This window comes from Bacillus sp. BC05(2025) (assembly GCF_056725905.1).
This window is the reverse complement of sequence record NZ_JBWYRA010000001.1, coordinates 1,013,370-1,037,607: the sequence shown is the minus strand read 5'-3', so window position 1 is coordinate 1,037,607 and position 24,238 is coordinate 1,013,370. Positions and strand designations below refer to the sequence as shown.

The following is a 24,238-nucleotide window of genomic DNA, read 5'->3' as shown; positions in this document are numbered from 1 at the left end:
CACGTTCATTGCGTGTTTCTTTTTATTATTTTGTAGAGAAAGGGACAAATCATATGGGAATTACAAAAGAATATAAAAAACATGCCTTTTTACAACCGAATAAAATAGCAATAAAGGAAAATAATCGAGTTTTAACATATAAAGAGTGGTTTGAGGCAGTGTGTAAAGTTGCAAACTGGTTGAATAAAAAAGAATCGAAGAATAAAACGATAGCAATTGTATTAGAAAATCGTATCGAGTTTTTACAACTATTTGCTGGTGCTGCTATGACCGGATGGGTTTGTGTGCCATTAGATATAAAGTGGAAACAGGATGAGCTCAAAGAAAGAATTGCAATCAGTAATCCAGATGTGATTGTGACAGAGCGATATAAGGTAAATGATCTACCGGGTGAAGAAAAAAGAGTAATAGAAATTGATGAGTGGAAAAGAATGATAGAGAACGACCTGCCTACATATTATCCTGTAGAAAATGTACAAAATGCTCCTTTTTATATGGGATTTACATCAGGATCGACTGGGAAGGCAAAAGCATTTTTACGTGCACAACAATCGTGGGTTCATAGTTTTGATTGCAATATACATGACTTTCATATGAAAAAAGAAGATTCTATTTTAATAGCTGGGACGCTCGTTCATTCTCTTTTTTTATACGGTGCAATAAGTGCATTACATATAGGACAAACGGTGCATATTATGAGAAAGTTTATTCCAAATCAAGTGCTGGATAAGTTAGAAATGGAACATATTCCGGTCATGTATACAGTTCCGACAATGCTTGAATCTTTATATAAAGAAAAAAGAGTAATAGGAAATGGAATAAAAATTATTTCGTCAGGAGCGAAATGGGAAGCTGAAGCGAAAGAGAAAATAAAAAGTATATTTCCTTATGCGCAAAAATATGAATTTTACGGTGCATCGGAACTAAGTTTTGTAACAGCACTAGTTGATGAAGAGAGCGAGAAAAGGCCCAATTCTGTAGGGAAGCCTTGTCATAATGTGCAAGTTCGAATATGTAATGAAGCAGGAGAAGAAGTACAGAAAGGTGAGATAGGAACTGTTTATGTGAAAAGTAATCAGTTTTTTATGGGATACATATTAAATGGGATTTTAGTTCCAGAGATGAGTACGGATGGCTGGATGACAGTACGAGATGTAGGGTATGAAGATGAAGAAGGCTTTATTTATATTGTCGGTAGAGAGAAGAATATGATTTTATTTGGAGGAATTAATATTTTCCCAGAAGAAGTAGAAAGTGTATTGCATGAACATCCAGCCGTTGATGAAATAGTTGTAGTTGGTGTGAAAGATAGTTATTGGGGTGAAAAACCTGTCGCCATCGTAAAAGGAAGTGCTACGAAGCAACAATTAAAAAGTTTTTGCTTACAACGGTTATCCTCGTTTAAAATACCGGAAAAATGGCATTTTGTAGATGCAATACCGTATACAGACAGCGGTAAAATAGCTCGTATTGCAGCAAGAAATATGATTGAAAATCGGGAGAAAATATATGAATAGAGCGGTTATTGTAGAAGCGAAAAGGACACCTATTGGTAAGAAGAATGGGATGTTGAAAAATTATGAAGTTCAGCAATTAGTAACGCCACTTCTTACGTTTTTAAGTAAAGGAATTGAGAGAGAAATAGACGATGTCATATTAGGTAATGTTGTTGGACCAGGGGGGAATGTTGCGAGATTATCTGCTTTAGAAGCAGGACTTGGCTATCATATTCCTGGTGTAACGATTGACCGGCAATGTGGTGCTGGTTTGGAAGCGATTCGCACCGCATGTCATTTCATTCAAGGCGGGGCTGGTAATTGTTATATTGCAGGAGGAGTAGAGAGTACAAGTACATCACCTTTTCAACATAGAGCGCGATTTTCACCAGAAACAATTGGTGATCCTAATATGGGAGTGGCAGCTGAATATGTTGCAGAGCGTTATAATATAACGCGAGAAATGCAAGACGAATATGCTTGTCTTAGTTATAAACGGACATTGCAAGCATTAGAAAATGGATATTTACAAGATGAAATACTTTCTTTTAATGGATCTTTTGACGAAGCTATAAAACGAGAAATGAAGTATAAAAGACTGATTAAAAGAACAAAGCCTGCATTTTTACAAAATGGTACAGTAACGGCAGGTAATTCGTGCGGTGTAAATGATGGGGCATGTGCCGTTCTTGTAATGGAAGAGGGACAAGCCCGAAAATTAGGATATAAGCCTGTACTTCGTTTCGTTCGTAGTGCTGTAGTTGGAGTGGATCCAAACCTTCCGGGGACTGGTCCGATATTTGCGGTGAACAAATTATTAAACGAAATGAATATGGAAGTAGAGGACCTCGATTATTTTGAAATAAATGAAGCATTTGCTTCAAAAGTTGTTGCTTGTGCAAAAGAGTTACAAATTCCTTTCGAAAAATTAAATGTAAATGGTGGGGCAATTGCGCTCGGTCACCCGTACGGTGCATCTGGTGCTATGCTTGTAACACGTTTGTTTTATCAGGCGAAACGAGAGCGTATGAAATATGGGATTGCGACGTTAGGAATTGGTGGTGGAATAGGGTTAGCGCTATTATTTGAAAAAGTAGAAGACTAGAAAAGAACTAGTTTTCTACTTTTTGAGGAACATAGGCGTTGCTACCAGGTTTTGCTTTTATTTCATTCCAAGCAGCGATAGCATCAGCTTTTGATTTTCCTTTATTATTTGGATCTTCGAAAAAGTCGCGAGTAAAGCGATTGTATTCAAACTGCGCGCTAATAGTTGTTTTATAAGTAGGATCTTTTTTTCGTTCGTTCTCTTCATACCAAAACGTTATCGCGTCTTCATATGTTTTTCCAACATTCTCTTTAAAAAAAATTTGAAGAGCTACTGTAAAGCGGAAGTTTACTCCGATTTTTTCTTTGAAAAAAGCACGAACATCTTCGCTACAGCGGTGATTGTTAGTAATAACAGTTTGAAGTGAAAGATCTTTATAGGATAGGGAGGCTTTATTCACTTTTTGCTCAGAAATGTTTTTTAATATTTTACCAGTAGTTAAATAATGTGTGATACGCTCGGCTATTTCAATCTTAGAGCCACTGGCTGGTAACCCATGCTCACGACAAAATGTTTGCAGTTCTGCTTTTAACCAATAATAGTTTTGGAAATCTTCAAGTGATATAGACTTTGTTAAAGGTGGACGCATAAATGTAACAACTTCTTTCTTCCATAATTTTCTTTAATTATAAAACGTATGTTCTTTTTGTGGAAGGATTAATTTGTAAATATAGTTGAAGGATAGCTATTAGCTATCCTTCGCAAAAATCTTTTACACCGCTGACTGTAAAGAAGAAACAAGTTGATTTAAAAACTCTTCTCCGGTCATAACCGCTTTCCCACCGCCGCGCGCACTTTTTTTATTTCCGCCACCTTTTCCATCAATTGTAGGAAGTGCCTCTTTTAAAAGAGCATTCATATCGAGAGTGACTGATTTTCCGCAAGCGAGGATGCATTGTAGTTTGTCCTCATTTTGAATAACGAAATATGTAATGGCATGCTCTTGTTGTTCTGTAATAATAGCAGAAAGTTTTGCGATTTCTTGCATAGAACGATTTGTAAATAATTGAGAAATAAGTATACCAGCATGTATTTCGGCAGGCTGTTGCAGTAGTTCGTTTGCTTCTTCATATAATAATTTTTCATTCATTGTTTGTATTGCTTTTTCGTTTTCTTTTTGAGAAGTAAGAAGTTGTGCTACTTTTGCTGGAATATCAATCTCGCTACTGTTTAATTGTTTAGAAACATCCTTTATAATTTGTTGCTGTTGCCCCATTACTTTAAGTGTGCGCCAGCCAGCGATAAATGTTAATCGTATGCCACCTTTATTACGTTCCCATCCTAATACTTGAATAGGACCTACTTCACCTGTATGTTTCGGGTGTGTTCCGCCACAGCCGTTATAATCAAAGTTTTCGATCATAACAACGCGTATATTTTCTGTCATAGTCTGTTCTTTACGAAGCGGCAATGTTTTCGCTTCTTCTAAGTTCATCCACTGGATGCGGATTGGATGGTTTTCAAAAACAATTTTGTTTGCAATTTTTACTGCTTTTTCAACTGTTTCTGCATGCAGATTTTCTGTTTCTAAATCAATTGTTACCGTCTCTTTACCAAGATGGAATCCAATCGTAGGTACGTTAAAATGATCCCAAAAAGCAGCAGATAAAATGTGTTGAGCTGCATGTTGTTGCATATGATCAAAACGGCGCTCCCAATTGATTTTACCTTCAACTTCTTCTGTATGTAATTGTTCTGTAATGAAGTGGCGGATTTCTTCATCGACTTCTTCAACATCGATTACTGCAATGCCATTTAAAGTTCCAGTATCATGGGGCTGCCCGCCACCTGTCGGATAAAATGCTGTTTCGTTTAAAACAACGTATAAGTTACCGTCTTTATCATAATCTTGCTTTATAATTTTAGTAGTAAAGTCTTGCTTATAAGCGTCAGTGTAATATAATTTTTGCTCCAATTTTCTTTCCCCTTTCGTGTTCACTAGTTTTATTGTAAAGCAATCGAAATTAGTTTCCTAATATTTCAGAAGAAAGAAGTTTTTTTTAGAATTTTCTTGCTATAATAAGAAAAAGAAAATGCGGGGGTGGAATGAATATGTTATATGAAAACGGCGTAGATAAACTGCTTAGTTTAAGTAAAAATATTTCTGAATTGTATCGAGAATTAAATGAAATGACCCGGATTTTAACGGACTGTAATCGAGAAAGTGTGAAGTTTGATCGGTTATATGTAAAAGAGGTACTGTGGAAGAAAGAAGATGTAATAGAGAAATATGACCAGTTGCTTGTACAACTTTGTATAAATGAATGCTTTGATCTAAAAAGTGTCATTACAGGGGAATATAAGTATACATATGAAGAAGTAGAAAACATTGTTTTACAATTTAATGAGAAGTATAATGTCACAATTTTAATTAAAGATGTTTGTAAAGAATTACAGTTTACATATGGCATAGATATGGATATAACGAGAACAGCGCGGGTATCAACAGCGCAAGTATAAAAAGGGAAAAGAAAGCAGATCCTTTGCTTTCTTTTTTCATGTAAGAACAGGGAGAGTAGGTTTTTTAGATGAAGGGGAAGTTACAAAATATTCATCCGTTAGGAATGACAATTATAATAGGGACTTTATTTGCGAGGTTTGCCACGTCAATGAGTATTCCTTTTTTAGCAATTTATTTAACGACTGTGAAAGGCGTATCAGCTGGAATGACGGGTGCTGTTATCGGAACGAGTGCACTTGTTGGAGTGTTTGCTAGTTTTATCGGAGGGAATTTATCGGATCGATTCGGGCGAAATATGATTATAATATGGTCCATGATCGTTTGGGTCTTTGTATTCATAGGTTTTTCACTTGCAGACCATGTTTTAAGTTTCTTTTTATTAAATGCTTTGAATGGATTATGTAGGTCTTTTTTTGAGCCGACGTCAAGAGCATTATTGTCAGATTTAACGAAACCAGAGTATCGTTTACTCGTATATAATTTGCGTTACGGTGCAATCAATGTTGGAGTGGCGATTGGTCCACTTGTCGGGTTACAGATTGGAAGCGCGAAATCTACAATTCCTTTTTTAGTAGCAGCTGGAGTATACATTCTATATACAGCTATACTAGCGTTCCAATTTAAGAAGTATCCGATTGAAAAAAAGAAAGTAACTACAGAAAAGCCTGTCACGATGTTAAATGCAATTCGCATTTTGCGAAAGGATGTCGTTTTTTTAGTTGCGTTGGTTGGTATTATTTTGAGTAATTGTGGTTTTTCTCATTTAACGACGACAGTATCTCAATATTTTGCAAATGCACATATATTTCAGGATGGAGTGAAATTATTTTCATATATGCTAGCTTTAAATGCGATTGTTGTAGTCGTAATTCAATACCCTGTTATTCAAATTTGTAAAAAGTATACACCGTTAGTATCCATAATGTTGGGAACTTTATTTGTGAGCGGAGGATTGTTTGGATTTGGAATAGTAGAATCTATGCTAGGTGCTGCTATGTGCACAATTATTTTTACAATTGGAGAAGTTCTCATGTTTTCAATGACGGACGTATTTATAGATGATATAGCTGTTTCGCATTTAAAAGGCACATATTTTGGAGCAATGGGATTTTCAGGAATTGGAGCAGTAATTGGTCCATGGTCCGGGGGAGTACTTCTCGATTACTACGGGTACCAAAATGGATTTATTGTCTTTTTAGCGCTAGCTATATTTTCAACTGTAGCATTTCCTGTACTTTTAGTTACAAAAGGTTTATTGAAAAAAAGGGATGATAGAAATTGTAATTTAGAACTACATGCGAAATAAAATAAGCCCCAGCAGACGGCTGGGGCTTATTTTTGTATTTATTTTACTTCTCAATTTGAAAAAGAACTTTTTCTTCATGTTTATTAGCAACTTCATTTTTGGAAATATGAATGGCTAAATATCCATTCTCTAAGCAGGCTAGCATCTTCTTATAAATAATAGTAGCGGGTAAAGGAATGATCCGCTGTAAAGAACTATTATTATGAAGTATGCAAATATTTAGGCCTGTCTTCATCTTTTCAATGACTACATTTTGTTCGGATACATTTGGTACATCTGTTTCCAAAATGTATTCTTGTTCAGTTTCGCAAAGGTCAATATGAATTTGATTTGGGAAACTAAAGTTACTACAAGAATCAGAACAAAATTGATCCATCCATTCTTCGAAACCATCAACATGAAAAAGACAATCCTTCTTTTTCTTGCCCATGTAAGACACCCTCCGTAAAATCTCAATTCATACTATGTTATGCATGAATGAAGTAGGGGTGAAGAATAAATGGAAAAATATAAACATTGTATGTGGTAAAGGCAGCTAGTGTGAACCTTTTGTTTTACATATCATGATGTGCATGATGTTTTTGGCGTGAATGGTTACGGTTTTTTACTTTATGAGATCCGCTTAATGGTTCAGGTTGTCCCTTTTTTTCTTTTGCTTCACGATTGTTTTTGCTCATTGTATGTGACACCTCCTCTTTCTTTTTAGAATGAGAGAAGTTTGCAAATTTATACGAGAATGTTTTTAGAAAAAAAGGTAAAGATAATTGGGACTAACTATTATGGAAAGGGGATTATATAATGCCATATCATAAAGATAAGCAGCAAGCTTTTCAAGCAGCGCAGCAAGGAGTTACACAAGCAGAACATGCATATAACAACATTGTGAAAAATGATCCAAACTACGGTCATGATTTAAAAGAGTTACGCCAAGAGGTTCAGGAGGCGTATGAACAGATTCAAAATGCGTTAGAAGTAGCTTCGGAAACACAACGCCCACAACTTGAGCAATACGAAAATAATCTCCAAAATATTATGCAACATGTAGATCAATTAGAAAAGTAAATGAGGTTGTTGTGTATTCGACAATCTCTTACTTTAATAAACATTATGCGAAAACAGAAAATTTTTCTATTCGTTTTTTCTTTATTATGCGCAGTACATATATTTCAAGTTGAAAAAGTGGAAGCGAAAATGTTGCTCAGAAAAGAGCTAGAACCAACTGGCTATGTAACGTGGGAAGTACCTAATAATGAAAAGATTATTGCCATTACATTTGATGATGGCCCAGATCCAACTTATACACCGCAAGTTTTACATTTATTACGTCAATATAAAGCAGAAGCAACATTTTTTATGATTGGATTTCGAGTACAGCGTAATCCATATTTAGTAAAACAAGTGTTAAAAGAGGGACATGAAATTGGAAATCATACGATGAATCATTTATATGCGAATAGTTCATCAGATGAAAAATTAGAAAATGATATTTTAGATGGAAAGAAATTTTTCGAAAAATGGGTGAAAGAACCTTTACTATTCCGTCCTCCTGGCGGATATATTAACGATACTGTATTTAAAACAGCGAAAGAAGCAGGTTATCAAACTGTTCTATGGTCGTGGCATCAAGACCCACGTGATTGGGCAAATCCAGGGGTAGAATCTATCGTAAATCATGTAGTGAAACATGCTAAAAGTGGCGATATCGTATTGTTACATGATGGAGGAAATGATCGTAGTCAAACAGTAGCAGCGCTAGCAAAAATTTTACCTGAATTGAAAAAGCAGGGCTATCGATTTGTAACGGTTTCGGAATTGTTACGTTATAAACATTAGAAAAAATCCCAAAAGGTGAATGTTCCTTTTGGGATTTTTCGTTACTGGTTCTTTTTGCGTTTCTTATTATTTTGTCGTTCTGCAGCAGTTAAGTTTTCATTTGCAAACTCTTCGTTATAACCAGCACCTTGTCCTTGGGCAGATGCCACATTCATTCCTGAAATAGTATGATTTGCTTTTCTTTTACCCATTTTATTTCACCTCTATAACTTTTTTTGTAAGTTGCATGATGAGCAGTTCATAGTATGTATGAACTGTAAAGAAAGCGCTAATAGAGCACTTTACTTTATGGTAATAGTATTCATAAGGAACATGAACACTATTCAAATTTAGAAACATAAAGAAAACTTATGATAATCTATAAGTTTCTTATTATTTACTTATTTAGAAAGTTGTAATAAGATATTATCGTAAGGTATTGAAAAGTTTGTCTACATTTTATATTCAGACAACTTAGTCACGTTTAACAGGGGGGAAACATAATGGTCAAACATAATCCATTTCAATCACGCGCAACTTTTGAAGTAGATGGAAAAACGTATCATTATTATGATTTGAAAGCGCTTGAAAACGCAGGGGTTGGCAACGTATCTCAATTACCATATTCCGTGAAAGTTTTACTTGAATCAGTACTTCGTCAAGTAGACGGACGTGTAATCACAGAAGAGCATGTTACAAATTTAGCGAAATGGGGAACGAAAGATGTGCAAGATATCGATGTTCCATTTAAACCATCTCGTGTAATTTTACAAGATTTCACTGGTGTTCCAGCTGTTGTTGATTTGGCTTCGCTTCGTAAAGCAATGGCAGACATGGGTGGGGATCCTGATAAAATTAATCCAGAAATTACTGTAGACCTAGTAATTGATCACTCTGTACAGGTTGATAGAGCGGGTACGGCAGACGCGCTTGCATTCAACATGGACTTAGAGTTTAAACGTAATGAAGAACGTTATAAATTTTTAAGCTGGGCACAAAAATCATTCGATAACTATCGTGCGGTTCCACCAGCTACAGGTATTGTACACCAAGTAAACCTTGAATATTTAGCACCAGTTGTTCATGCTGTGAAAAATGCTGAAGGTGACTTAGTTGCATACCCAGATTCATTAGTTGGAACAGACTCACATACAACAATGATTAATGGTATCGGTGTTCTTGGATGGGGCGTTGGCGGTATTGAAGCGGAAGCAGGAATGCTTGGACAGCCTTCATACTTCCCAGTACCTGAAGTAATCGGTGTGAAGTTAACTGGTACACTTCCAAGTGGTACTACAGCAACTGACGTTGCATTAAAAGTAACGCAAGTATTACGTCAAAAGGGTGTAGTTGGTAAATTCGTTGAGTTCTTCGGTAATGGACTAAAGAGCATGCCTTTAGCTGACCGTGCAACAATTTCAAACATGGCACCAGAATACGGCGCAACTTGTGGATTCTTCCCAATCGATGATATTTCATTAGAATACTTACGTTTAACAGGTAGAGATGAAGAGCAAATTCGCGTTGTTGAAGAATACTGCAAAGCAAACGGTCTATTCTATACAGCAGACAGCAAAGATCCAATTTACACTGATCTTGTTGAAGTTGATTTAAATACAATTGAATCTAACCTTTCTGGACCGAAACGCCCACAAGATTTAATTCCACTTTCAGATATGAAAGATGCGTTCCACAAAGCTGTTGTAGCACCAGTTGGAACACAAGGACTTGGATTTAATGAGCAAGAGTTCGATAAAGAAGTGAAGGTTACATTAGAAGATAAAGAAGTAACGATGAAAACAGGTGCAATTGCAATCGCTGCAATTACAAGCTGTACAAATACATCAAACCCATACGTATTAATTGGGGCAGGTTTAGTTGCGAAGAAAGCAATTGAAAAAGGGCTTGTAGTACCTGAATACGTAAAAACATCATTAGCACCAGGATCTAAAGTTGTTACTGAGTACTTAGATAAATCAGGTTTAACAACATATTTAGATCAATTAGGTTTCCAAACAGTTGGTTACGGCTGTACGACTTGTATCGGTAACTCTGGCCCATTAGCGCCAGAATTAGAAGAAGCAATCGCAGCAAACGACTTACTAGTAACATCTGTTTTATCTGGTAACCGTAACTTTGAAGGTCGTATTCACCCGCTTGTAAAGGCAAACTACTTAGCATCACCACCTCTTGTTGTGGCATATGCACTTGCAGGTACTGTTGACATTGACCTGAAAAATGATGAAATCGGTAAAGATGCAAATGGCAATGCTGTTTACTTCAATGATATTTGGCCATCAGCTAAAGAAATTGAAGATGTAGTTCAAAGTGTTGTTACATCTGAACTGTTCAAAAAAGAATATGCACAAGTATTTAATAGCAATGAGCGCTGGAATGAAATCCAAACTTCAAATGAAGCTTTATATACTTGGGATAATGATTCAACATACATTCAAAACCCACCATTCTTTGAAGGATTATCTAAAGAACCAGGTGAAGTTGAAACGTTATCAGGCTTACGCGTAGTTGGTAAATTTGGTGACTCTGTAACGACAGACCACATTTCACCAGCAGGTTCAATCGGTAAGCACACACCAGCTGGACGCTACTTATTAGAAAACGGCGTACAACCAGTTGACTTCAACTCTTACGGTTCTCGTCGTGGTAACCATGAAGTTATGATGCGTGGTACATTCGCGAACATCCGTATTAAAAACCAAATCGCACCAGGAACAGAAGGCGGATATACAACATATTGGCCAACTGGTGAAGTAACGTCTATCTATGATGCTGCTATGAAATATAAAGAAGATGGCACAGGCCTTCTAGTTGTTGCTGGTAAAGATTACGGTATGGGAAGTTCTCGTGACTGGGCTGCGAAAGGTACAAACTTATTAGGTATTAAAGCAGTAATCGCAGAAAGCTTCGAGCGTATTCACCGTAGTAATTTAGTGTTAATGGGTGTGTTACCACTTCAATTTAAAGATGGCGAAAGCGCTGAAACGCTAGGTCTTGTTGGTAACGAGTCATTTGAAATTCAAATTGACAAAACAGTTAGACCACGCGATCTTGTAAAAGTAGTTGCAACTGATGCAGATGGCAACGAAAAACAATTTGAAGTAGTAGCTCGTTTCGATAGTGAAGTTGAAATTGATTACTACCGTCACGGTGGTATCTTACAAATGGTTCTTCGTGAGAAAATTGAAGAATCTAAAGTGTCAAACTAAATAATTGAAATGAACGAGAAGGAAGCTAACAATTGTTAGCTTCCTTATTTTATGGAAAGGGATGAAACCAATTGGTTTCATCCCTTTCTTTTTACTATAAAAATGGAGGGAACATCATGAAAGAATATAAAAGAATATTGTTACCGCTACGACAAGAGAAAATATTGGTGATAGCAGCTGTATGCAGTGGACTCTTTGCAGCTATTATAAATTTATCCCGTCCACTATTCATGGGGCTAATTATAGATAATCTTATTCAACGGGAGTTAAAGGGAGCGTACCTTTACATTACTTTGTTTGCAGGTAGTCGCTTGTTGATGTGGATAAACAATCTTTCATTTGATTATGTAAGCTCCAAAGCAAGTGAGCGAATATTGCGAGAGAAGCGTATAGATGTATTACGCCATTTTTTCTTATTACCATTTGGAGAGAGTGAGAAGATTAAACAAGGAGAGTTAGAGACGTTAGTTATGTCGGATATTCCGAATTGGATCAGGTTATATGGTTCTATATTCATAGAATATATACACGCTATTGCGCAATTTGTAGGTGCGTTCATAGCATTATAACATATAGATATACAGTTCATATGGTGGGTAACTCCGTTTTTATTTTTAAGTGCAGTTGTTCCAATGATTATGGGAAAAAGGGTAAGAAATATTGCAAGCATTGCTCAAAAGAATCAGTCAAATGTTATAGAGATGGTGTCACAGTTTGTAAATGGAGCGCAAGATTTACGTAGTTTGCAAAAAGAAAAGTGGGCCATTCGCTTATTTAAAGGAGTAACAGCACAATCTTATAAAACAGAAGTAAAGAAGACGATGGTGCAACACTGCATTGGAGTAGTTGGAACAGTGATTGAAACAGGAGCATATATCGTTGTTCTCATTATAGGTGCGCAAAAAATAATGAAGGGGGAAATGGCAGTTGGTTCAATTGTTGCCGTGTTAGCCACAATTGAAATGCTCTTTTTTCCAGTTCGTTACGTTGGCGATTTATTAACGATGACACAAGTTGCAGTCGCTTCGGCAAATAGAGTTTTTTCTTTTTTAGATAAACGAGGGGCAGATAGTAAGGTAGAAAGAGCGATGGGGATGACGATAACAAATGTTTCATTTCAGGAAAGTGATGGAGAGAAATGCAGAATTCATAATGTTGATTTGCAAATTCACCCTGGTGAACTCGTTATGATTGTGGGGGAAAGTGGTGCAGGGAAATCAACGCTTTTAAAATTAATGACAGGTTTATATAAACCATCTAATGGTAGCATTGTTTATTATGGTAATGAGGCTCGTATGACGACAGTGTGGCAAGAACCTCGTTTCTTTCGGACGACAGTAAAAGAGAATATGTATTTCGGAGAAGTGTATGTAGAAACCCAGTTAGAAAAAAATATGGAACTTGTTAATGTGAAGCCGATTATTAGAGATTTATCAGAGGGAATTCAAACTGTACTACATAAAAGCGGTGAAGAGTTTTCGGGTGGGGAAAGAAAACGTCTTGCATTATTGCGAGCAATAGGTTCAAATCCGAATCTTATTATGTTAGATGAACCGACTGCGGGATTAGATCCGAACAATCAAGAAACTATTTGGAATATGATAGAAGGGTTAGGAAGCGAGGTCACGAGAATTGTGACAACACATGATGTCGAGAGAGCGATGATAGCGGATCGAGTTGTTGTCATGAATAATGGAATTGTTGTTGAATGTGGGGACCCTAGAGAATTATTAACATATAAGTCATTTTTCAAAAAGATGTTAATAAAAAGATAAGAGCGACATAGTGCTCTTATCTTTATTCATTTGTATTAAGTTGATGCGTATAAGACTCAGTATCGTTAGCATCAAACTCTTTCACTAGAGTAAGTTGGTTTGTATCGGGATTATATTTAAAAATTTTGACCGTATGATCGCTACTTAGAGATGGGTTATATTCTTGAATGGCGAATGTGTTTTCAGCAATCCGTGTCATATTACCAGTCGAAACATTTTCTGTAGAATCATGATTTGTAGAAATTTCAACGACTTTTTTACCATTGAAAAATAAAAGAACAATTACTAAAATAACTAAACATATCCGTATATAACGAAGTTCTTTACTTATAGGATGTTCTCCAAAAATAATCATCCTTTCTATAACTACTGTATAGTAGTGGTAGTAGTCGTAGTCGTCGTGAAGAAACTAAGAACACCAAGGCCGGCTAATAGTATAAATGAGATTAAAGCGATATAGAGGCAAATACGTCCCACTTGCCTTTTTTCAGGATCTTTACTGAAGAGCGAGATGATCCAAGTGATAATGCCGATTGGGGAAAATATAAAACTAAGAATATATAATAGTATTTTTTCAAATAAATTCATAAAAACATCCTCCTTTTTAACATTTCTATATGTGCCGTTTTCTTCTTATTAATGCTGCCATTATGTAGGAAAGTACAGAATAAACAGCACTAAAAATGATCCAAGCATCAAAGCTTTGCAAAGCTAGGTGTATGTCAAATTCAGAGACGATAATGAAAAATATAAAAGGGACAGTAAAAGAAATAATAATAGCAGCCCATTTAAATTTGTATAGCAAACTGCTCAAACAAATACATAGTAATGGTAAAGTGAAAAAAACGAAAGTGAAAGGGTGGATTAGCAATTGTAAAATATATATCACCTCGCAGGTTTCGTATATATTACTAATTATATGATGAAAAGGAAAATATTTCATATTAATTACGAATATTTCGATTATTTAGACTGTGAATATTTCCAAGCTTGTCCGTATAAGCTAAAATAAGGTATAGAGTATTTGAGTGATTAAGTTATAAGAAGATAAATACGTTAGGGTGATATAAAATGTGGCGGAAGCTTACGATTATTGTAGTGTTACTTTGTTTAGCGGGATATGCAGCTTATGAACAGTTTGGTAAAAACAATCAGGCGGTACAAGGGGAGCAAGAAAAAAGTGAAGCTGCTATGAAAGAGATGATTGCAAGTAATGGTATTGAAATAGGGAAGAGTGCGCCAGACTTTACATTAACGAAGTTAGATGGAACGAATGTAAAGTTATCAGATTTAAAAGGAAAGAAAGTGATTGTAAACTTTTGGGCAACGTGGTGTGGACCTTGTCAGCAAGAAATGCCGGATATGGAAGCTTTCTATAAAGAACATAAAGAGAACGTAGAAATTTTAGCAATAAATTATACGCCTTCAGAAAAAGGTGGGGGAGTAGAAAAGGTAAGCAATTTTGCGAAGGAGAAAGGAATTACTTTTCCTATTTTATTGGACAAGAACATTGATGTGACAACAGCGTATAAAGTCATTACGATCCCAACTTCGTATTTTATAGATACGAAAGGTGTCATTCAAGATAAGTTTATTGGACCGATGACGCAAAAAGAAATGGAGAAACGGATTGCTAAATTAAAATAACGGTAAAAAGGTAGAGGTGGAAAGTTACCATTTCTACCTTTTCTTTTTCACGTATTGATAGCAGCATGGTATGATAAAAGAAATATAAACGTTTAGAGGTAAAGGAGTGTTTGGAGTGGGGGATGTATCCTTACCGTTAGATTATGTTGTAATTGATTTTGAAACAACAGGATTTAACCCTTATAATGATAAAATTATTCAAGTCGCAGCAGTGAAATATCGTAATCATGAACTAGTAGATCAATTTGTTTCCTATGTGAATCCAGAGCGTTCAATTCCGGACCGAATAACGAGTTTAACAGGTATTACAAATTATCGTGTTTCAGATGCACCGACGATTGAAGAAGTATTACCTTTATTTTTAGCATTTTTACATACAAATGTTATTGTCGCTCATAATGCATCTTTTGATATGCGTTTTTTGAAAAGTAATGTGAATATGCTTGGTTTACCGGAACCGCAAAATAAAGTGATTGATACTGTGTTTCTAGCAAAGAAATATATGAAGCACGCGCCGAATCATAAACTTGAAACGTTAAAGCGAATGCTCGGAATTCGTTTAAGTTCTCATAATGCATTTGATGATTGTATTACTTGTGCAGCTGTTTATCAAAAATGTGCCTCTATTGAAGAAGAGGCGAAAAGAAAATCGAATAGGGAAGTACTTGATGAAACAGCAGTATATGAAGCTGTAAAAGGGATACTTGTACGAAATAAACGTGATATCGAATGGGTTCGTTGTATGAATGTAGGAAGCTATTTAGATATAAAAGCTTTTTATCCAGTTATGAGGCTAAAAGTAAAAGGGCGAAAGAAATACATATTAACAGAGATATTAGAAGATGATGTGAAAGAAATATGTACGAGTTTAAAATGTGAACCGGCGTTAAAAAGTGAAGTTGGTAATACGAGAATTATGCTTACTAGCTTAGAGGACGTCCTGAAATTAGAAAGTTATATTTTAGAACAGTATGATTTTGTACTGCAAGCGCTGCATAATTATAAACAAAGTGAAATGAATGCAGATGAAAAGTTAAAAGAGTATTTGGATATTATGGTATAAAAAACTCCGTGTACGTTTTATTGTACACGGAGTTTTTTTATGAGTACTAAAACATGAAATTTTCTTGCAAATCTGATTAAAGAGTTTTTTATTTGCTCATACTATGTATAGTAAGAATGCGAAGGAGAGAGAGGGTGAACAGCATGAGAAGAAGTCGCCGTAAATCGTTTGATGAGCTTGTGAAAGAAAATAAACAACAATTATTAAGCGATCGCGATGCAATCGATCGTATTGAAGAGCGTATTGAAAAACGTTATGAAATGAAACTTTTTAAGCAAGCTGAATAATTCTTAACACTAGTACGATACTACTGTTAAGGAGGCGATAGTAATGGGTAATCCGAAAAAGAATTCAAAAGACTTTGCACCGAATCATATTGGAACACAATCAAAAAAAGCTGGTGGCAATAAAGGAAAGCAAATGCAAGACCAAACGGGCAAACAACCGATTGTTGATAACGGTTAAAGAAAAGGAGAATATTGTATTCTCCTTTTTTATGTATAAATTTGAGGGAAGATAGGTAATTTAAGATGGTGTGTATATACAATATTAGGAGGAAAGTACATGCCAAATCCAGATAATCGAAGTGATAACGCTGAAAAGTTACAAGAAATGGTGCAAAATACAATTGATAACTTTAATGAAGCAAAAGAAACAGCGGAGCTTTCTAATGAAAAAGACCGTTCTGCTATTGAAGCAAAAAATCAAAGACGTTTAGAAAGTATTGACTCATTAAAAAGTGAAATCAAAGATGAATCTTAACAGAATGTACAAAAAGGGCTGACTTTTGTCAGCCTTTTTTCGTAATTGTAAAGTTTTCAACGAGTAAACGCCAATTTTGTGGAAATGGCAAGCCAATCTTCCAATAACTAATACCGCCAATGCCTTGTTCTTTCATTAAATTGAATTTACTTTGAATAGATCTCGCATCTTCAAACCAAACTTCGTGTTGTACATCGTTTTCGTCAAAGTAATTGAAATGTGGAGCTTGAGCTGTGAAATCATAGCGAATAGGAACATTGTATTTACGAGCAAGTGCAACAGCTGCAACAGAGCTAACTGCTTTTGCTGGTGGGTTTCCTTGTTTGAACGGAAGTTTCCAATCAAATCCGTATAAATTTTGCCCCATCATAATTTTTTGTGGAGGCATTTGAGATTTTGCGTATTGAAGTACTTCTTTTACAGGACCGATAGGAGAGATTGCCATCGGTGGTCCGCCCTGCCATCCCCAGTCATATGTCATAATGACGACGAAATCAACAATTTGTCCTTGTGCTTTATAATCGTGAGCTTCGAAAAATTTTCCTTTTTGATTGGAACTTGTTTTCGGTACAAGCGTTGTACTTAATGTGTATCCATTAGGTAAGCGTGTTTTCACATTTCGTAAAAAACGATTATACGCTTCGCGATCTTCGGGTGCAACACTCTCGAAATCAAAATGAATATCTCGCATACCGTACTTCTCAGCAGTTTGCAAAATGTTTGTAATAAATTTGTTTTGAATTGTTGCGTCCCGCAAAATAACTGATGTCAGATCGGCACTGAAATTTCCATTTTCAATATTTGTAATAACGAGCATAGGGATGGTGTTACCTTGCGTTGCAATATTAGCGATTTTAGCTGTTTCAGTTGGTTCTTTTAATGTACCATCTCTTTTTGCCTCGAAACTGAAATAAGCTAAATATGTTAAAAATGGATTAATGGCACGTGTAGCATTAACTAAACTTTCTTTAATGGGTATAGTGGAAGGTTGTAAATAAGCGATGGATTCTACTGCTCGTTTCGTCCCTTTCGGTATATATAATTGCTGTCCAACGTGGAGAATGGATTTTAAAGATAAGTTATTCACTTTAGCTAAGCTAGCAAGAGGAACGTTATATGTTTGAGAGATTCGATATAAGCTATCGCCAGGCTGAACATAATAATTATTCCCTTTCGTATTCACAATCAGTGCCTGACCAACGACGAGTGTTTCAGCTGGATTTAGTCCATTGTCCTTTACTATTTCGTCAGGTGTTGATCCGTATTTTGATGCCAAGCTATATACGCTATCACCGCTACGAACCGTTACAATTTGAATCATATGCTTGCTCCTTTCGGTAAAAGATTCACTGTTTTTATTTTATTTTTGATTCTGCTGTATTATGATTAAATGTATGCAAGGCAGCAGAAGTGAAAGAAGGCGAATACATATGTTTGTAGCAGAACATGAAGTTGAAATCCGTTATGCGGAAACAGATCAAATGGGTGTTGTTTACCATTCAAACTATTTAGTGTGGCTTGAATTAGGCCGTACAAAACTTATACAAGATTTAGGGTTTTCCTATGTTGAAATGGAGAAAGAGGGGATTATTTCTCCTGTATTAGACTTGCAAATTTCATACCGTAAAGCGATGCGTTACGGTGAAAAAGCAATTGTGAAAACGTGGGTGGACACTGTGAGCCCGCTTCGCGTTGTATATGGATATGAAATTTATAATGGTGAAGGTGATCTTTGTATTACTGCAAGTACGACAAATATTTGCGCGAAAAAAGAAGGATTCAGACCCGTATCGTTTAAAAAGTTCTATCCTGAGTGGTATGCGAAATATGAGGAAATTAAGAAAAAATAAAAAAGCGTGGCAGATGCCACGCTTTTTTATTTTTCATAATTGAATTGCGGGAAATCATCACCGTCGTTAAATGTAACAGATAAATTATGTCCATCGAAGAACCACTCATCATCGCCTTCAATAAAGAAGTTAATACCTTCTTCTTGAGTTTGAACAGCAGGATGTGCAGGGTCATCTTTACGAATACCTAAAGAAAGTCCTTTTTGTACAGTACTGCAACCGCCGTATTGTACGAAAAGGCGCAGTGTTTCACCTGATTGTAAGTTTAATTCGTTTTTATACCATTGTGCTGCTTCTTTTGTTACGGAAAGATTCATATATAGTTCCTCCAAATTATGTTGCTTTTTCTTTAGTATAAAAAATAACGCAAAAAGACGCTATTAATATGCTTCACGTTTTCTTTTTGCGTTATGTGGGTTACGATCTTATTTTTGCTTTTTTGAAAAGTTTGCTTTCGGCTCAGTTTTATTTATAATTCGTCCAATATTTGCACGGTGTTTATAAATAACCATACCTGCTAATAAACACATCGCAATAATGAAGATTTTATCCCCGGTAACAATTGATGCGATAACGGCAACGACAGCTGTTACCATAGAAGAAAGTGATACGTATCTTGTTGTAAATAAAAGGCTGAAAAAGACAACAGCTAAAATTGCAAAAACAACTGGTGAGTAGCATAATAGCACGCCAGCAGAAGTTGCAACTGCTTTACCACCACGGAATTTCGCGAAAATCGGATATACATGTCCAAGAACAGCTGCTAATCCGAACCATAGTGGATGAACATCTAACCCGAAAATAATCGGTAGACTCGTTGCTAATGTACCTTTTAAAATGTCAGCAATTGTAACGATAAAACCTGCTTTTTTCCCTAGTGTGCGGAATGTATTTGTTCCACCTAGATTACCGCTTCCGTGCTCACGAATGTCAATTCCATAACCAATCTTTCCAACGACTAGTGCAAATGGAATCGAGCCAAGTAAGTAGGCAACGATAAATAAAAGATATGTAGTAACCATAAGTTCAGTCTCCTTTATTCAAATGTGTTGATAAAGGGTAAAAAGAGTTTTTCCCGTATATTGTACCATACATTTGTAAAGAGCACATTTCTTTTTTGTAAATGAAAAATTCATTATTTCGTGCAAAAAATTTCACAGGAATGTTACATTTCTCACAGAAACCCTTTGACTATATGTAGTAACATTTTAATCAAAAGACAACAACATATTGGTGGAGGGTTATAAATGTTACAAAAAAATACACGTGGAGAAGAATTAATGAGAGTATTTGAGACAATAGTCCACGGCAATGAACAAGATTTAATGCAAGAAAATGCAAATGTAGACGGCCGCTCTCCGATGGGAGTAATGGGAACGTTCGCATCTGAGAGTGCAAAATATTATGCTGTTGAAAATTTATTGTCAGATCAAGTGAAAAAAGCGATAAATGAAAATATATTATATCCACATGACTTAGACTTTTATGCGACGGGAACGACAACTTGTTCGCAAATTCCGTTAGCGCAAATGCTTGCTAACGGTTTTCATACCGGACATGGACATATGAGACAACCGCAAGACATTAAAAGTGCACTAGCTCTTTCATCTATTATTTTTCAAGCGAATCAAAATATGCAGCACGGTGGTCAATCGTTTGCACTCTTTGATGTTGATTTAGCTCCGTACGTGAGAAAAACAGTAGAGAGACATAAGAAACGATTGCAGTCATATCCGCTTACGAAAGAACAAATAGAAGAATTTGCATGGAAAGAAACAGAAAATGATACGTACCAGGCGTGTGAAGCTTTCATTCATAATTCAAATAGCATGCACAGTAGGGGCGGGGGACAAGTCCCGTTTATTTCTATTAATTATGGAACAGACATATCAAAAGAGGGACGGTTATTAGTTAGACAGCTTTTAAAAGCAACACAAGCTGGTCTTGGTAAAGGGGAAACACCAATTTTTCCTATTCAAATTTTTAAAATGAAAAAAGGTGTGAACTTCGAAGAATGCGATCCGAACTATGATTTATTTGAATTAGCGCTAGAGACAACGGCTGAACGATTATTCCCTAACTTTTCATTTTTAGATGCGCCATTTAATGCAGTACATTATGATGGACGACCGGAAAGTGAAGTATGTTACATGGGATGTCGTACCCGTGTGATGTCTAACATACATGGAGAAGAAACAGCGATTGGAAGAGGGAATTTATCATTTACGTCTATTAACTTAGTGAAATTAGCTTTAATTAGCGGTTCAAAAGAAGCGTTTTTTGAAGCGTTAAATTATTACTTAGATGTAGGAATCCAGCAATTATTAGAGAGATTTGAGTATCAATGTACGAAGCGAGCAAGAGATTTTCGATTTTTATATTCACAAGGTGTGTGGCGTGGTGGAGAAAAGTTACAGCCAGAAGATTCTGTAGCATCTATTTTAAAGCAAGGGACATTAAGTCTTGGTTTTATCGGTCTTGCGGAGTGCTTAGTAGCTTTAACAGGAAAGCATCACGGAGAAGATGAAGAATCATGGGAACTCGGGTATGAAATCATTTCCTTTATGAGAGATAGAATGGATAAAGCGACAGAAGAACATGAACTGAATTTCTCAGTCATTGCAACTCCTGCAGAAGGATTATCAGGAAAGTTTGTGAAAAAAGATAGGGAAGAATTTGGCGTGATTATCGGTATAACGAACCATAATTATTATACGAATTCATTCCATATCCCAGTTTACTATAACATGCAAGCGATAAATAAAATTCGTTTAGAAGGACCTTTCCATGCCTTATGTAACGGGGGACATATTACGTATATTGAACTAGACGGAGCAGCTATGCATAACAAACTGGCGTTAAAACAAATTGTACAAGCGATGGCAGATCATGGCGTTGGGTACGGTTCAATTAATCATCCTGTTGACCGTTGTAAGTGTTGCAGTTATCACGGAGTCATTGAAAATGAATGTCCAAGTTGCGGAAATGGAGACGAGGCTAATATAGAAAGAATTCGCCGTATAACAGGATATCTTGTAGGAGATATGTCAAAGTGGAATAGTGCAAAACGTAGTGAAGAGATGGATCGGGTGAAGCATAAATGAAAGTGATGAACATCATTCATGATAGTGTAGTAGATGGAGAAGGGTTGCGGACAGTCGTGTTTTTTGCGGGCTGTCCGCATCGTTGTTTCGGTTGCCATAATCCGAAATCGTGGAATATTTGTAATGGAACTGAAATGGCAGTAGAAGAAATTGTGAAAGAGATTGCAAGTAATCCATTAACTGATGTAACATTTTCAGGTGGAGATCCATTTTTCCAAGCTGCTGAAGTGAAAAAAGTAGCAAAAGCAGTGAAAGATTTGAAAAAAAATCTATGGATGTATACAGGTTATACGTTAGAAGAGATACAGAGTTCTCAAAATAATGATATGATAGAGTTGTTACATTACGGGGATGTTTTAGTCGATGGAAGATTTGAAATCGAGAAAAAAGATTTAACACTTCCATTTCGCGGAAGCTCCAATCAACGTATTATTCGATTGAAAGAGTAAAAAGGCGGGATAGATGATATGAATAAAACAGTATTACTTGTTGAAGATGAAAGAAGATTACGTGAAATCGTTAGTGATTATTTTCGTAATGAAGGCTTTGAAGTAATCGAAGCAGAAGACGGAAAAAAAGCGTTAGAATTATTTGCAGAGCATGAAATTGATTTAATTATGTTAGATATTATGTTACCAGAAATAGATGGCTGGTCTGTTTGTAGACGAATTAGAAAAGAATCAGCGGTACCTATCATTATGTTAACAGCGCGTTCAGATGAGGATGATACATTACTAGGGTTTGAGTTAGGTGCAGATGAGTACGTAACGAAACCTTTCAGCCCGAAAGTGTTAGTAGCTCGCGCGAAGACGTTATTAAAACGTGCGGATGGCGTCGTAGGAGTAGCAGAAGAAAATGCTATGTCTCTAGCTGGAATAGAAGTGAATCGTCTATCTAGAACTGTTTTAGTAGATGGAGAAGAGATTATATTGACACATAAAGAATTTGAACTTCTTGTTTATTTAATGGAGAACAAAGGAATTGTGTTGTCACGTCAGCATTTATTAGATCAGTTATGGGGATATGATTATTACGGTGATGACCGAACGGTTGATACTCATATTAAAAAACTACGAAATAAGCTAGGGGATAAAGCGAAGCATATCGGTACTGTTATTCGAGTTGGTTATAAGTTTGAAGAATAATTGTAACGGATTGTGTATTTTAGCATAGGGAAATGTCGGCTTTATATCCTCTTTGGCAGGTAGAATGTACAAAAAATACATTTTTTGTCTACAATGTTAGATAAGAGTATTTTTTTAATTGGATTTCACGATGAGTTCACAAGAAGGACACAAAACGTGACTATACTGAAAATACGAATTCACCAGAGAGGGGAAGTAAACATGGGATATTACGACGGACCAAATTTAAATGAAGAGCATAGTGAAACGAGAGAAGTGAGAAAATCAGGTAGTAAAAAAGGTTATTTTTTCACAGGTTTAGTCGGAGCTGTAGTTGGGGCTGTCACAATTAGTTTTGCAGCACCATATATGCCATGGGCTCAAAATAATGGAGCGGCTGTATCATCATTCAGTTCGGATTCAAAAGTTGAAGGTACTGTAGTTCCTGTAGTCAATAAAGCAAAAAATGAAACTGATTTACCTGGTATGATTGAAGGCGCGAAAGATGTTGTTGTAGGTGTTATTAATATGCAACAAAGTATTGATCCATTTGCAATGCAACCGACAGGCCAAGAACAGCAAGCTGGTTCAGGATCAGGTGTTATTTATAAAAAAGCAGGAAATAAAGCGTATATTGTAACAAACAACCATGTAGTAGATGGGGCGAATAAACTTGCTGTAAAATTAAGTGATGGCAAAAAAGTAGATGCAAAACTTGTAGGAAAAGATCCTTGGTTAGATTTAGCTGTTGTAGAAATTGATGGATCTAACGTAAATAAAGTTGCCACTTTAGGTGATTCAAGTAAAATCCGTGCGGGTGAAAAAGCAATTGCAATCGGTAACCCACTAGGGTTTGATGGAAGTGTAACAGAAGGTATTATTAGTAGTAAAGAACGTGAAATTCCAGTAGATATTGATGGCGATAAACGCGCGGATTGGAATGCTCAAGTTATTCAAACCGATGCAGCAATTAACCCAGGTAATAGTGGTGGTGCATTATTTAATCAAAACGGTGAAATAATTGGAATTAATTCAAGTAAAATTGCACAACAAGAAGTTGAAGGGATTGGCTTTGCTATTCCAATTAATATCGCAAAGCCAGTTATTGAATCACTTGAAAAAGACGGAGTGGTGAAACGTCCAGCTCTTGGAGTAGGTGTTGTTTCATTAGAAGATGTGCAAGCTTATGCAGTAAATCAATTAAAAGTGCCAAAAGAAGTAACAAATGGCGTTGTATTAGGTAAAATTTACCCAATATCACCTGCAGAAAAAGCTGGTTTAGAGCAATATGATATTGTAGTAGCATTAGATAATCAAAAAGTAGAAAACTCACTTCAATTCCGTAAATATTTATATGAAAAGAAAAAAGTAGGCGAGAAAGTAGAAGTTACATTCTATCGTAACGGTCAAAAAATGACGAAAACAGCTACTTTAGCAGATAACTCAGCTACAAAGAATCAATAATCGGAATAAAAGAAAGTCTCTTTCATGTTGAAAGAGACTTTC

The 24,238-nt window shown here is 35.9% G+C and carries 27 protein-coding genes and 1 pseudogene; 18 read left to right on the top strand and 10 right to left on the bottom strand.

Annotated features, from left to right (window positions below; genetic code table 11):
* The first annotated feature begins 53 nt into the window (after positions 1 to 53).
* Together ACZ76X_RS05390 and ACZ76X_RS05385 are read left to right on the top strand one after the other, a co-directional pair.
* Complete coding sequence (locus ACZ76X_RS05390) at positions 54 to 1,517, top strand: acyl-CoA synthetase (RefSeq protein WP_479849807.1); 1,464 nt, start codon at positions 54 to 56, stop codon at positions 1,515 to 1,517.
* A complete protein-coding gene (locus ACZ76X_RS05385; RefSeq protein ID WP_479849806.1) occupies positions 1,510 to 2,601 on the top strand; it encodes an acetyl-CoA C-acyltransferase in 1,092 nt (363 codons plus the stop codon). Before ACZ76X_RS05390 ends, ACZ76X_RS05385 begins: the two co-directional genes overlap by 8 nt.
* Positions 2,602 to 2,608: 7 nt before the next feature.
* On the opposite strand, the gene ACZ76X_RS05380 is transcribed toward ACZ76X_RS05385, so the two are convergent.
* Both ACZ76X_RS05380 and ACZ76X_RS05375 read right to left on the bottom strand, forming a co-directional pair.
* Positions 2,609 to 3,190 (bottom strand): DUF6434 domain-containing protein, encoded by a 582-nt coding sequence (locus ACZ76X_RS05380; RefSeq protein ID WP_479849805.1) that lies wholly within the window; start codon positions 3,188 to 3,190, stop codon positions 2,609 to 2,611.
* Between the two features lie 123 nt (positions 3,191 to 3,313).
* Entirely contained in the window at positions 3,314 to 4,516 is a 1,203-nt protein-coding gene (locus tag ACZ76X_RS05375; protein WP_479849804.1) for an alanyl-tRNA editing protein, read from the bottom strand.
* Between the two features lie 137 nt (positions 4,517 to 4,653).
* Here ACZ76X_RS05375 and ACZ76X_RS05370 point away from each other — a divergent pair, with 137 nt between their 5' ends.
* Both ACZ76X_RS05370 and ACZ76X_RS05365 read left to right on the top strand, forming a co-directional pair.
* Positions 4,654 to 5,061, top strand: a complete 408-nt coding sequence (locus ACZ76X_RS05370; RefSeq protein WP_166704008.1) for a hypothetical protein — start codon at positions 4,654 to 4,656, stop codon at positions 5,059 to 5,061.
* Between the two features lie 68 nt (positions 5,062 to 5,129).
* Positions 5,130 to 6,368, top strand: a complete 1,239-nt coding sequence (locus ACZ76X_RS05365; protein WP_479849803.1) for an MDR family MFS transporter — start codon at positions 5,130 to 5,132, stop codon at positions 6,366 to 6,368.
* 43 nt (positions 6,369 to 6,411) lie between these two features.
* On the opposite strand, the gene ACZ76X_RS05360 is transcribed toward ACZ76X_RS05365, so the two are convergent.
* Both ACZ76X_RS05360 and ACZ76X_RS05355 read right to left on the bottom strand, forming a co-directional pair.
* A complete protein-coding gene (locus ACZ76X_RS05360) occupies positions 6,412 to 6,798 on the bottom strand; it encodes an Hsp20/alpha crystallin family protein (RefSeq protein WP_142337733.1) in 387 nt (128 codons plus the stop codon).
* A 124-nt stretch (positions 6,799 to 6,922) separates the two neighbouring features.
* Positions 6,923 to 7,045 (bottom strand): small acid-soluble spore protein P, encoded by a 123-nt coding sequence (locus tag ACZ76X_RS05355; RefSeq protein WP_000042141.1) that lies wholly within the window; start codon positions 7,043 to 7,045, stop codon positions 6,923 to 6,925.
* A 121-nt stretch (positions 7,046 to 7,166) separates the two neighbouring features.
* Here ACZ76X_RS05355 and ACZ76X_RS05350 point away from each other — a divergent pair, with 121 nt between their 5' ends.
* Positions 7,167 to 7,430: a hypothetical protein gene (locus ACZ76X_RS05350; protein ID WP_001146293.1), complete on the top strand. Its 264-nt coding sequence runs from the start codon at positions 7,167 to 7,169 to the stop codon at positions 7,428 to 7,430.
* 45 nt (positions 7,431 to 7,475) lie between these two features.
* On the top strand, positions 7,476 to 8,201 hold the full coding sequence (gene pdaB, locus ACZ76X_RS05345) for a polysaccharide deacetylase family sporulation protein PdaB (RefSeq protein WP_479849876.1): 726 nt from the start codon (positions 7,476 to 7,478) through the stop codon (positions 8,199 to 8,201).
* A 41-nt stretch (positions 8,202 to 8,242) separates the two neighbouring features.
* Here pdaB and sspO read toward each other — a convergent pair whose 3' ends face one another.
* On the bottom strand, positions 8,243 to 8,392 hold the full coding sequence (sspO, locus tag ACZ76X_RS05340) for an acid-soluble spore protein SspO (protein WP_479849802.1): 150 nt from the start codon (positions 8,390 to 8,392) through the stop codon (positions 8,243 to 8,245).
* Between the two features lie 291 nt (positions 8,393 to 8,683).
* On the opposite strand from sspO, the gene acnA reads away from it, so the two are divergent.
* Together acnA and ACZ76X_RS05330 are read left to right on the top strand one after the other, a co-directional pair.
* The gene (acnA, locus tag ACZ76X_RS05335) at positions 8,684 to 11,407 is read left to right on the top strand and encodes an aconitate hydratase AcnA (protein ID WP_099686710.1); all 2,724 of its coding nucleotides are present in this window, start codon (positions 8,684 to 8,686) and stop codon (positions 11,405 to 11,407) included.
* Positions 11,408 to 11,523: 116 nt separating this feature from the next.
* Positions 11,524 to 13,182: pseudogene (locus tag ACZ76X_RS05330) on the top strand (ABC transporter ATP-binding protein).
* Between the two features lie 22 nt (positions 13,183 to 13,204).
* On the opposite strand, the gene ACZ76X_RS05325 reads toward ACZ76X_RS05330, so the two are convergent.
* On the bottom strand, positions 13,205 to 13,537 hold the full coding sequence (locus ACZ76X_RS05325; protein WP_479849801.1) for a YmzC family protein: 333 nt from the start codon (positions 13,535 to 13,537) through the stop codon (positions 13,205 to 13,207).
* Positions 13,538 to 13,548: 11 nt separating this feature from the next.
* A complete protein-coding gene (locus tag ACZ76X_RS05320) occupies positions 13,549 to 13,770 on the bottom strand; it encodes a hypothetical protein (protein ID WP_479849800.1) in 222 nt (73 codons plus the stop codon).
* Between the two features lie 483 nt (positions 13,771 to 14,253).
* On the opposite strand from ACZ76X_RS05320, the gene ACZ76X_RS05315 reads away from it, so the two are divergent.
* The 5 genes from ACZ76X_RS05315 (at position 14,254) to tlp (ending at position 16,654) form a co-directional block, all read left to right on the top strand.
* Positions 14,254 to 14,829: a TlpA family protein disulfide reductase gene (locus ACZ76X_RS05315; protein ID WP_098671295.1), complete on the top strand. Its 576-nt coding sequence runs from the start codon at positions 14,254 to 14,256 to the stop codon at positions 14,827 to 14,829.
* A gap of 115 nt (positions 14,830 to 14,944) precedes the next feature.
* Positions 14,945 to 15,892 carry a 3'-5' exonuclease gene (locus ACZ76X_RS05310; protein WP_479849799.1) on the top strand — a complete coding sequence of 316 codons (948 nt, stop codon included), beginning with the start codon at positions 14,945 to 14,947 and terminating at the stop codon, positions 15,890 to 15,892.
* Positions 15,893 to 16,035: 143 nt separating this feature from the next.
* A complete protein-coding gene (locus ACZ76X_RS05305; protein ID WP_001254697.1) occupies positions 16,036 to 16,179 on the top strand; it encodes an FbpB family small basic protein in 144 nt (47 codons plus the stop codon).
* Between the two features lie 43 nt (positions 16,180 to 16,222).
* Positions 16,223 to 16,357 (top strand): acid-soluble spore protein SspN, encoded by a 135-nt coding sequence (gene sspN, locus ACZ76X_RS05300; protein WP_000527987.1) that lies wholly within the window; start codon positions 16,223 to 16,225, stop codon positions 16,355 to 16,357.
* 99 nt (positions 16,358 to 16,456) lie between these two features.
* The gene (gene tlp / locus ACZ76X_RS05295) at positions 16,457 to 16,654 is read left to right on the top strand and encodes a small acid-soluble spore protein Tlp (RefSeq protein WP_001133509.1); all 198 of its coding nucleotides are present in this window, start codon (positions 16,457 to 16,459) and stop codon (positions 16,652 to 16,654) included.
* A 28-nt stretch (positions 16,655 to 16,682) separates the two neighbouring features.
* Here tlp and ACZ76X_RS05290 read toward each other — a convergent pair whose 3' ends face one another.
* The gene (locus ACZ76X_RS05290) at positions 16,683 to 17,975 is read right to left on the bottom strand and encodes a glycoside hydrolase family 18 protein (protein WP_479849798.1); all 1,293 of its coding nucleotides are present in this window, start codon (positions 17,973 to 17,975) and stop codon (positions 16,683 to 16,685) included.
* 109 nt (positions 17,976 to 18,084) lie between these two features.
* On the opposite strand from ACZ76X_RS05290, the gene ACZ76X_RS05285 reads away from it, so the two are divergent.
* Complete coding sequence (locus ACZ76X_RS05285; protein WP_087954624.1) at positions 18,085 to 18,504, top strand: acyl-CoA thioesterase; 420 nt, start codon at positions 18,085 to 18,087, stop codon at positions 18,502 to 18,504.
* A gap of 26 nt (positions 18,505 to 18,530) precedes the next feature.
* Here the strand turns inward: ACZ76X_RS05285 and ACZ76X_RS05280 are convergent, their stop codons facing one another.
* Entirely contained in the window at positions 18,531 to 18,821 is a 291-nt protein-coding gene (locus ACZ76X_RS05280; protein ID WP_001054449.1) for a HesB/YadR/YfhF family protein, read from the bottom strand.
* Positions 18,822 to 18,929: 108 nt separating this feature from the next.
* The gene (gene plsY / locus ACZ76X_RS05275) at positions 18,930 to 19,526 is read right to left on the bottom strand and encodes a glycerol-3-phosphate 1-O-acyltransferase PlsY (RefSeq protein ID WP_001994700.1); all 597 of its coding nucleotides are present in this window, start codon (positions 19,524 to 19,526) and stop codon (positions 18,930 to 18,932) included.
* A 225-nt stretch (positions 19,527 to 19,751) separates the two neighbouring features.
* On the opposite strand from plsY, the gene ACZ76X_RS05270 reads away from it, so the two are divergent.
* The 4 genes from ACZ76X_RS05270 to ACZ76X_RS05255 all read left to right on the top strand — a co-directional run bounded on the left by ACZ76X_RS05270 (position 19,752) and on the right by ACZ76X_RS05255 (position 24,196).
* Positions 19,752 to 21,608 carry an anaerobic ribonucleoside triphosphate reductase gene (locus ACZ76X_RS05270; RefSeq protein ID WP_479849797.1) on the top strand — a complete coding sequence of 619 codons (1,857 nt, stop codon included), beginning with the start codon at positions 19,752 to 19,754 and terminating at the stop codon, positions 21,606 to 21,608.
* Positions 21,605 to 22,057 (top strand): anaerobic ribonucleoside-triphosphate reductase activating protein, encoded by a 453-nt coding sequence (gene nrdG, locus ACZ76X_RS05265; protein ID WP_098228687.1) that lies wholly within the window; start codon positions 21,605 to 21,607, stop codon positions 22,055 to 22,057. The genes ACZ76X_RS05270 and nrdG overlap by 4 nt, the downstream gene beginning before the upstream one ends.
* Before the next feature lie 18 nt (positions 22,058 to 22,075).
* Positions 22,076 to 22,753, top strand: coding sequence for a response regulator transcription factor (locus ACZ76X_RS05260; protein WP_001044683.1), 678 nt, complete (start codon positions 22,076 to 22,078; stop codon positions 22,751 to 22,753).
* A gap of 201 nt (positions 22,754 to 22,954) precedes the next feature.
* On the top strand, positions 22,955 to 24,196 hold the full coding sequence (locus ACZ76X_RS05255) for a S1C family serine protease (RefSeq protein ID WP_098671291.1): 1,242 nt from the start codon (positions 22,955 to 22,957) through the stop codon (positions 24,194 to 24,196).
* The last annotated feature ends 42 nt before the right edge of the window (positions 24,197 to 24,238 follow it).